Consider the following 7,617-nt stretch of genomic DNA (forward strand, 5'->3'; position numbering starts at 1 on the left):
TCAACACCCAACGTTGTGGTTGCCGAGTGGCATACCCAAAACAATGGGTGGTCGATTGCAGACAAGTGGGATACGGTCAGGCTGCGTTGAGCTATTTGGCTCGCTATCTCTATCGTGGTGTGCTGCCTGATGAAGACATCATCAGTATCACAGATGATACTGTCACCTTCCGCTATAAAGAGAGCCAGACCAATGCATGGCGAACGCGCACCTTGCCCACTCTGAAGTTCTTACTGCTCATTTTGCAGCACGCGCTGCCCAAAGGGTTGCAGCGAGTACGAGATTACGGTTTTTTACGTGGTCAAGCACACGCCTTAAGAGCCCGCATTCAACTGTTGTTATTGAACTTGCTCTATATAATGCCGCCGCTAACCGCACCGATAAGAACCAAAGCAATACGAGTATGCCCTTGCTGTCAGCATCAGATGGCGTGTGTTGGAGTGAGCCGACCCATGTAGCCGAAAGGCATTGATAACAAGGAGAATGGCATTGACGAGAGCAGAGGAGATGTAACGACGAAAGAAACGAAAAATAGCTAACTGATTGATATGATTTCTATCGCAACCTTATCTTAGCTTCGCTCGCTTTGAGAAAAGCCTCAAAGCGATGTGCCCTTCAAGTTCAATCGTACAATTTACTTAATAAAGTGGCTTCGGGCTTGTTCAACACTCGGGATTTAGTGTTGGCTGCGCAACACCTTAATCCTTATTTGTTAAGCGTATTCTGCGGGAGGTAAATCACCTTCAACCATACTTGCTTTAAACCGATACTTATCACAATACCTTCTTTTTCCACGTAATGACCAAGGTAGAGATAATAAGGTGTTGATAAGACCTTTTGGTGGATCATACTCCATCGTAATCTCTAGTAACTCTTGCTTCATTTTTTTTGTTGAGTATTTAGCTCCGGCCTTAGTTTCCCAAATTAACAAATCACTATCTGAAAATTGAAATAAATAAATCAATTGCCCTGGCGCTATTTGAGGGTAAATTTCATTAAAATTATTTGGGTAGTGCTCACGTGGGAATTCTCGCTTTAAGTCTCCCGAAATCGATAATTTTACATTTTCAGCCCTTTCTGCACCAATATTAACGAGTGTAAACTGCACAAAAATTTCTTGGTATCTGGTTTTATACACACTCTCATCATTTTCCCCCCAACTCGTTCTGCTTTCTTTCTCCGGACCAAATCGATTGTGTACTTGATGGTAAACTTCAAGTACTGGTCTTTTGCGAGAGGTGACAATTTGAAGCCCTACTTTCATCACACTGGAAACTGCTGAGCTTGATACTTCCATATAACTCCTCTATACGCTTAACAGCTATTAGACCGAAAAATTCTGCATTTAAATACAGAATCAGTCTATCTAGTTTCATATGTACGGTAATTTACCACGATTAATCACAGCAATTCAGTGACTTAAAACATAGATACGTTCATTGAATGACTAAATGCAGAATATTTCCGTATGGTATGAATATCCAAAACTGCGCAGAACTGGATATAAAAACAGTACCACTACACATACCCCAAACACAAAAAAGCCTGCCATCTATGCGAACATAAATGGCAGGCTTTATACGTTAGTTAAGCTTGTGTGTGGCTAGCTTACGCGGCTTCGAATGCGAGGGCTTTCTTCTCTACCTGACGGAAGATCAGCGTTAGTATGCCGTTTACTGCTAAGTAGAATGCGCCGGCGATACCAAACACAGTAAGTGTGTCGTAGGTTTGGCCGTTGATACGCTGAGCGTAACCCATCAAATCCATGATGGTGATGGTGCTTGCCAGTGACGTACCTTTGAAAACTAGAATCACTTCGTTCGAGTAAGCTGGAACGGCGCGGCGTAGTGCATATGGCAGTAACACTTTCAGCGTTGCGATTTTGTCCATACCAAGTGCGCGACATGCTTCCCACTGCCCTGCTGGAATGGCGTTGAATGCGCCTCTGAACAGTAGCGTGCTGTATGCCGCGGTGTTCAAAGCTAATGCTAACATTGCGCAGAACCAAGGTTGGCTTAACCAAGTCCACATGAAGCTTTCACGAATCCAATCGAACTGACCCGGGCCGTAATACACCAAGAAGATTTGAACCAACAATGGTGTGCCAGTGAACAGCGTGATGATGCCACGAGTGAACCAGTGAATCGCCGGTATTCTTAGAATTAGCGTTACCGTCATCAGCAGTGACAAGATACAACCAACAAGCAATGAAGCGCCTGTGAGTTGAAGACTGGTCACTAAGCCTTCAAGCATTTGAGAGAGGTATTGTTGATTCATGCCATTGCCCCTTTGTTACCCAAACCTTGAATAGAGAACTTACCATCAATCACTTTTACCAATCTTTGTGTGATTAAAGTGATGACCAAGTAGATTGCTGCTGCTGTCGCGTACCAAGTAAATGCTTCGTGCGTTGCAGCGGATGTTAGTTGTGCTTGTTTCAACAAATCTGTTACGCCAATTAGCGAAACTAATGCAGTGTCTTTCAATAACACTAACCATTGGTTGGTTAACCCTGGTAGCGCGTGTCTTACAGCTTGTGGCAATACGACTCTGAAGAAAGCATGAGATTGCGAAATACCAAGCGCACTTGCTGCTTCTCTCTGGCCTTTGCTTACTGCTTTCAACGCACCACGAATAGTTTGCGAAGCGTAAGAAGCAAAAATAAGTGACAGTGCAACAACACCAGATAAGAACGGGCTCACTTCTATGAAGTCGCCTGTGATCATGAACAGAACTTGTGTCGAACCAAAGTAGATAAACAGTACGACCAGAATTTCTGGTAAACCACGAACAATCGTCACAAATGCAGTCGTTGGCCATTTGATTGCAATACGACGAGACATCTCACCACTTGCAAACAAAACTGCTAGAACCAATCCAACCAATAGACTTACGAATGCAAGCTGAACAGTCATCCAGCTTGCTTCGACGAGCCCTAAAGAGTAACCCGTTAATTCCATAAATTACTTACCGAAGTACTTGTTGAAGATCTTGTCGTATTCGCCGTTCGCTTTCACTGCAGCAAGTGCAACGTTAAGCTGGTCTACAAGTTCTTGGTTGCTCTTGTTTACTGCGATACCAAAGCCGTTACCGAAGTACTCTTGGTTTGTTACTTGATCGCCAACGTACGTTAGGTTGTCTTCTTTCTTGAACCATTCTGCTACAACGGCTGTGTCACCGAATACAGAATCGATACGACCGTTCTTCATGTCGATAAATGCATCTTGGTAGCTTGAATAAGGTACCGCTGTTACGCCAGTCATTTGCTCAAGTAGGAAGCTCTGGTGAGTAGAACCGTTTTGAACGCCAACACGCTTACCTTCTAGTGCTGCTTGGTCTGCTACTTTGCCTTCGAAAGAAATGAATGCTGCAGAGTTATCGTAGTATGCGTTAGAGAAGTTCACTTGTTTAAGACGCGCTTCTGTGATGTCCATTGCCGAGATAGCCGCATCGTAACGTTTGAATTTAAGTGCAGGGATCAAGCTATCGAATGCTTGGTTGTGGAAAGTACACGTTGCTTTCAGCTCTTCACAAAGTGCGTTTGCTAAGTCTACGTCAAAACCCTGAATTTGGTTGTTCTCATCCATGTATTCGAATGGTGCGTACGTTGCTTCCATCGCGAATTTGATTTCTTCTTGAGCTGCTGCGTTAAAAGAAGCAAGGCCGATAAGTGAAGCTAGTAGAATCTTTTTCATTTTGTTACTCCGAATACTGTGTAATAGCGGCCTGTGGCCATTCTTATAATTTGATTGTTTTAATTGATGTTGTGTTTAGCTAGATCTAGTGAGTCAACTTTCTTTTAATAAGTGACTTACTTAATGAGTCAAATATTCAGCAAACTCAGGTGTCTGCGGATTAACGAATGAATCGCTGGTGCCGTGTTCAATGATGTACCCTTTCTCTAGGTACAGAACGTGGCTAGCAATCTTCTTCGCGAAATCGACTTCGTGCGTCACGACCACTTGGGTAATGCCCGTTCCGCTCAATTCTTTAATAATGCTCACGACTTGGTTGGTGATCTCAGGATCAAGCGCCGCTGTTGGTTCATCAAACAACAACACATCCGGTTTCATCATCAGCGCACGTGCAATCGCAACACGCTGTTGTTGACCGCCAGACAGTTGAAGTGGCCAAGCGTCTGCTTTGTCGGCAAGTTGAAGTGTCTTTAGGACTTCTTGCGCTTGCTTAATCGCTTCTTGCTTATCCAAACCCGCCACTTTGGTTGGTGCTTCAATCAAGTTTTCCATCACCGTCATGTGTGGCCATAAGTTGTATTGCTGGAACACCATGCCGACTTTACGACGAAGTTTAAGCCCCTGCTTCTCTTGGATTTGGCTTGAAAAATCGAATTGCTCATTCGCAATGTCTAATTCGCCGTTGTCCGCGATTTCAAGCAGGTTCAATACACGCAGTAATGAACTCTTGCCCGCGCCGCTTGGGCCAAGCAATACCAAGGTTTCGCCACTCTCACAGTCGAAACTGATGTCGTGAAGAACTTGGGTATCACCGTATGATTTGTTGATGCTCTTTACTTGAATACTCATGCCACAATACTGCATTAATTGTCATTTGTTGGTTATTCTATTCAATCTGAGTTTTTATGCAAGAAAAATGTATAAAAAACTACTTTGTTGAATTTTTGTAACAAATATTCCACAAAAAACAGTCGCTATAACTGGTCTTACAACCAAAACTTACAAGTCATTGATAAAGCTAATATCGAGATAAATAGCAAACGTTTTGCTATCAATTTATAAATCATCGCACGGTTGCTTGTTTATGTGTGCACTCTCCTATCAACGCTAATTTACTTGCATAAAAATTAGGGTTAAATAGCTTGGTTTCCTATCCAACTGACTGGATCAAAATGCTTAGTTTTCCTTTAAGGTCGTTTCGAATTATTCACTTAGTGTTGATGAAATATTGGAAATTGAGTTTCCTAGGGAGCGTCACAGCGCAATAAATGCTTTAATGGGTTCGATTCTCAACAACAATTACTGCCCAGCGAACAACGCGCAGTACAGGCAATAAGTCATAAAGCAATTAGCCATAAGCAACAAGCAACAAGCAACAAGCCATCTATTTTTAAAGCGACAACACATTAAGGCAGTCATATGCAAAACGATGTCTCTTCTACGCTCGACTCGAACCAGCGACAGACTCAGCGATCGACTCAACAAGCGCCAGAACCCAAACCTGAGAAAAAAAGCCTCAGTATTTTGTTTGAGCTGAGTAAATTCATTCAGCCTTATAAAGGTCGTGTTATTGCTGCGTTGATCGCGTTGATCTTCACAGCGAGCTTAACCCTTTCAGTCGGACACGGTATTCGCCTTCTCATCGACCAAGGTTTTAGCCAACAATCACTCTCAGATTTAGGCAGCGCAATTCAGTTCATCATGGTCGTGGTCGTGTTGATCTCGATTGGTACTTTCTTCCGCTTCTACTTGGTTTCTTCTGTTGGGGAACGCGTGAGTGCAGACATTCGCTTATCGGTTTTCAATCATGTCGTGACGCTGCATCCGAGTTACTTCGAAACCAATGGCAGTGGCGACATCATGTCGCGCATTACAACGGATACTACTCTGCTTCAAAGCATCATAGGTTCATCGTTCTCTATGGCGATGCGCAGCGCGTTGATGTGTATTGGTGCAATCATCATGCTGTTTGCCACCAACATTAAGCTGACGTTGATTGTATTGGCCTCGGTGCCATTTATCTTGATCCCGATCCTTGTCTACGGGCGTCGTGTCAGAGCCCTATCTCGTCAAAGTCAGGATTCGATGTCTGATGTGGGTTCTTACGCAGGTGAAGCGATTGAACACATTAAAACGGTGCAAAGCTACAGCCGAGAAGAGCAAGAGAAAGCGTCATTCGCGGTTGAAGTTGAAAAGGCATATGAGATTGGTCGCCAGCGTGTAAAACAGCGCGCGATTCTTATCTCTGGCGTTATCGTGATTGTATTTAGTGCTATTGCAGGCATGCTTTGGGTTGGCGGCAGTGATGTTATCAACGGCACTATGTCGGCAGGTGACTTAGCCGCGTTTGTGTTCTACGCAATCATGGTTGCTTCGTCATTAGGTACGATTTCAGAAGTGATGGGCGAACTGCAACGCGCGGCAGGTGCGACCGAGCGCTTAATCGAGATCCTACAAGTTGAAAGCCATATTGTTGCGCCAGTTGCGAACCCAACCTCGCTTGCTAACGTAACGCCAGAAGTAGCATTTGATGATGTGACCTTCTGTTATCCATCAAGACCGGACCAACCCGCAACAAGCAACCTCACGCTTACTGCCCATGAAGGCAAAGTGTTGGCACTGGTTGGCCCGTCTGGCGCAGGTAAAACTACCCTGTTCGAACTGCTGCAACGTTTCTACGACCCACAAGTGGGTAAGGTCACCTTAGGCGGTGTTGAACTGAATCAGTTTGATCCTAACGAGCTAAGAAAGCAGATGGCATTGGTACCGCAACAACCTGCTCTGTTCAGTAACGATGTGTTCCATAACATTCGCTACGGCAACCCGCAGGCAACAGACGAGCAAGTGATCGAAGCGGCGAAGAAAGCGCACGCACACGAGTTCATTCAAAACCTACCTGATGGCTACAACAGCTTTCTTGGTGAACGTGGTGTAAGGCTTTCTGGTGGGCAGAGACAACGTATTGCTATCGCACGTGCCATCTTGAAAGATCCAAATATTCTATTGTTGGATGAAGCAACCAGCGCACTAGACAGTGAAAGTGAGCATCACGTACAACAAGCGTTAGAAGAGTTAATGCGTGGCAGAACGACGATCATTATCGCCCATCGATTATCAACAATTAAACACGCCGACCAAATTGCGGTGCTCGATAAAGGACAACTAGTAGACATCGGCGACCACCAGTCTCTCATCAATAGCTGCGAATTGTACCAACGCTTGGTTGAGCTGCAATTCAAACACCTTAGTGCGTAACCATTGAGTGGATGTGCAACTAAGTCACTGACATTGTGTGGTTTCAAGCTTCAAAAACTTAAATCACGCGTGTTGCAGTTTTGTTAATTTAGCGGTAGGGTTTTTATTCCAATAACAACTTATCCCTACATAACAATAAGAGAGTTCGCATGGAAGCACTATTATCTGACTACCCGGTAGTAACAGAAATCCCTGTCGCTTGGGGAGAAATGGACGCACTCAATCACGTTAACAACGCTGTATATTTTCGCTATTTCGAAACCGCTCGCTTAGATTTTTTCAAGCACGTCGAGCTGATGGAAGAGATGGCGATTACCAAAGTTGGTCCTGTTCTTGGTGACACTTACTGTAAGTATTTCCGCCCAGTCACGTATCCAGATACCTTGATGGTCGGCTCACGTGTTACCGATATTCAAGATGACCGATTCACCATGGAATACGCGATTGTCAGTAAGGCTCAACAGAAACTGACGACCGTTGGCACTGCGACTATCGTGATGTTTGATTTTGCTTCGAACCAGAAAGCCCTGCTCTCGCTGCGCTTAACCAATGAAATCGAAAAGATGAACACGTTGAAAAGCCCATGCTTCAAACAAGAAGCCGTGACAGAATAACGTATTCGTTGGTTGAGAAAGATTCAGAAAGTTTCAGAATCGAGTAGGAGGAG

The 7,617-nt window shown here is 44.3% G+C and carries 7 protein-coding genes and 1 pseudogene; 3 read left to right on the top strand and 5 right to left on the bottom strand.

Annotation, left to right across the window (positions count from 1 at the left end):
- Positions 1 to 458 (top strand): annotated as a pseudogene (locus AB4507_RS20205) (transposase); the annotation flags it as partial.
- 254 nt (positions 459 to 712) lie between these two features.
- Here the strand turns inward: AB4507_RS20205 and AB4507_RS20210 are convergent.
- The 5 genes from AB4507_RS20210 to artP all read right to left on the bottom strand — a co-directional run bounded on the left by AB4507_RS20210 (position 713) and on the right by artP (position 4,544).
- Entirely contained in the window at positions 713 to 1,297 is a 585-nt protein-coding gene (locus AB4507_RS20210; RefSeq protein ID WP_372183213.1) for a hypothetical protein, read from the bottom strand.
- 311 nt (positions 1,298 to 1,608) lie between these two features.
- Positions 1,609 to 2,277, bottom strand: coding sequence for an arginine ABC transporter permease ArtM (gene artM, locus AB4507_RS20215; RefSeq protein WP_017068344.1), 669 nt, complete (start codon positions 2,275 to 2,277; stop codon positions 1,609 to 1,611).
- Positions 2,274 to 2,960, bottom strand: a complete 687-nt coding sequence (gene artQ / locus AB4507_RS20220) for an arginine ABC transporter permease ArtQ (RefSeq protein WP_017100134.1) — start codon at positions 2,958 to 2,960, stop codon at positions 2,274 to 2,276. The genes artM and artQ overlap by 4 nt, the downstream gene beginning before the upstream one ends.
- 3 nt (positions 2,961 to 2,963) lie before the next feature.
- The gene (locus AB4507_RS20225; RefSeq protein WP_004733839.1) at positions 2,964 to 3,695 is read right to left on the bottom strand and encodes a lysine/arginine/ornithine ABC transporter substrate-binding protein; all 732 of its coding nucleotides are present in this window, start codon (positions 3,693 to 3,695) and stop codon (positions 2,964 to 2,966) included.
- Positions 3,696 to 3,815: 120 nt separating this feature from the next.
- Positions 3,816 to 4,544 (bottom strand): arginine ABC transporter ATP-binding protein ArtP, encoded by a 729-nt coding sequence (gene artP, locus AB4507_RS20230; RefSeq protein ID WP_372146071.1) that lies wholly within the window; start codon positions 4,542 to 4,544, stop codon positions 3,816 to 3,818.
- A 570-nt stretch (positions 4,545 to 5,114) separates the two neighbouring features.
- Here artP and AB4507_RS20235 point away from each other — a divergent pair.
- Together AB4507_RS20235 and AB4507_RS20240 are read left to right on the top strand one after the other, a co-directional pair.
- Positions 5,115 to 6,950 carry an ABC transporter ATP-binding protein/permease gene (locus AB4507_RS20235; protein ID WP_017061820.1) on the top strand — a complete coding sequence of 612 codons (1,836 nt, stop codon included), beginning with the start codon at positions 5,115 to 5,117 and terminating at the stop codon, positions 6,948 to 6,950.
- A gap of 149 nt (positions 6,951 to 7,099) precedes the next feature.
- Positions 7,100 to 7,564 (top strand): thioesterase family protein, encoded by a 465-nt coding sequence (locus tag AB4507_RS20240; RefSeq protein WP_017061819.1) that lies wholly within the window; start codon positions 7,100 to 7,102, stop codon positions 7,562 to 7,564.
- The last annotated feature ends 53 nt before the right edge of the window (positions 7,565 to 7,617 follow it).

Origin of the sequence: Vibrio sp. 10N.222.54.A3, assembly GCF_041474095.1 — a bacterium.
Taxonomy (GTDB): Bacteria; Pseudomonadota; Gammaproteobacteria; order Enterobacterales; family Vibrionaceae; genus Vibrio; species Vibrio crassostreae_C.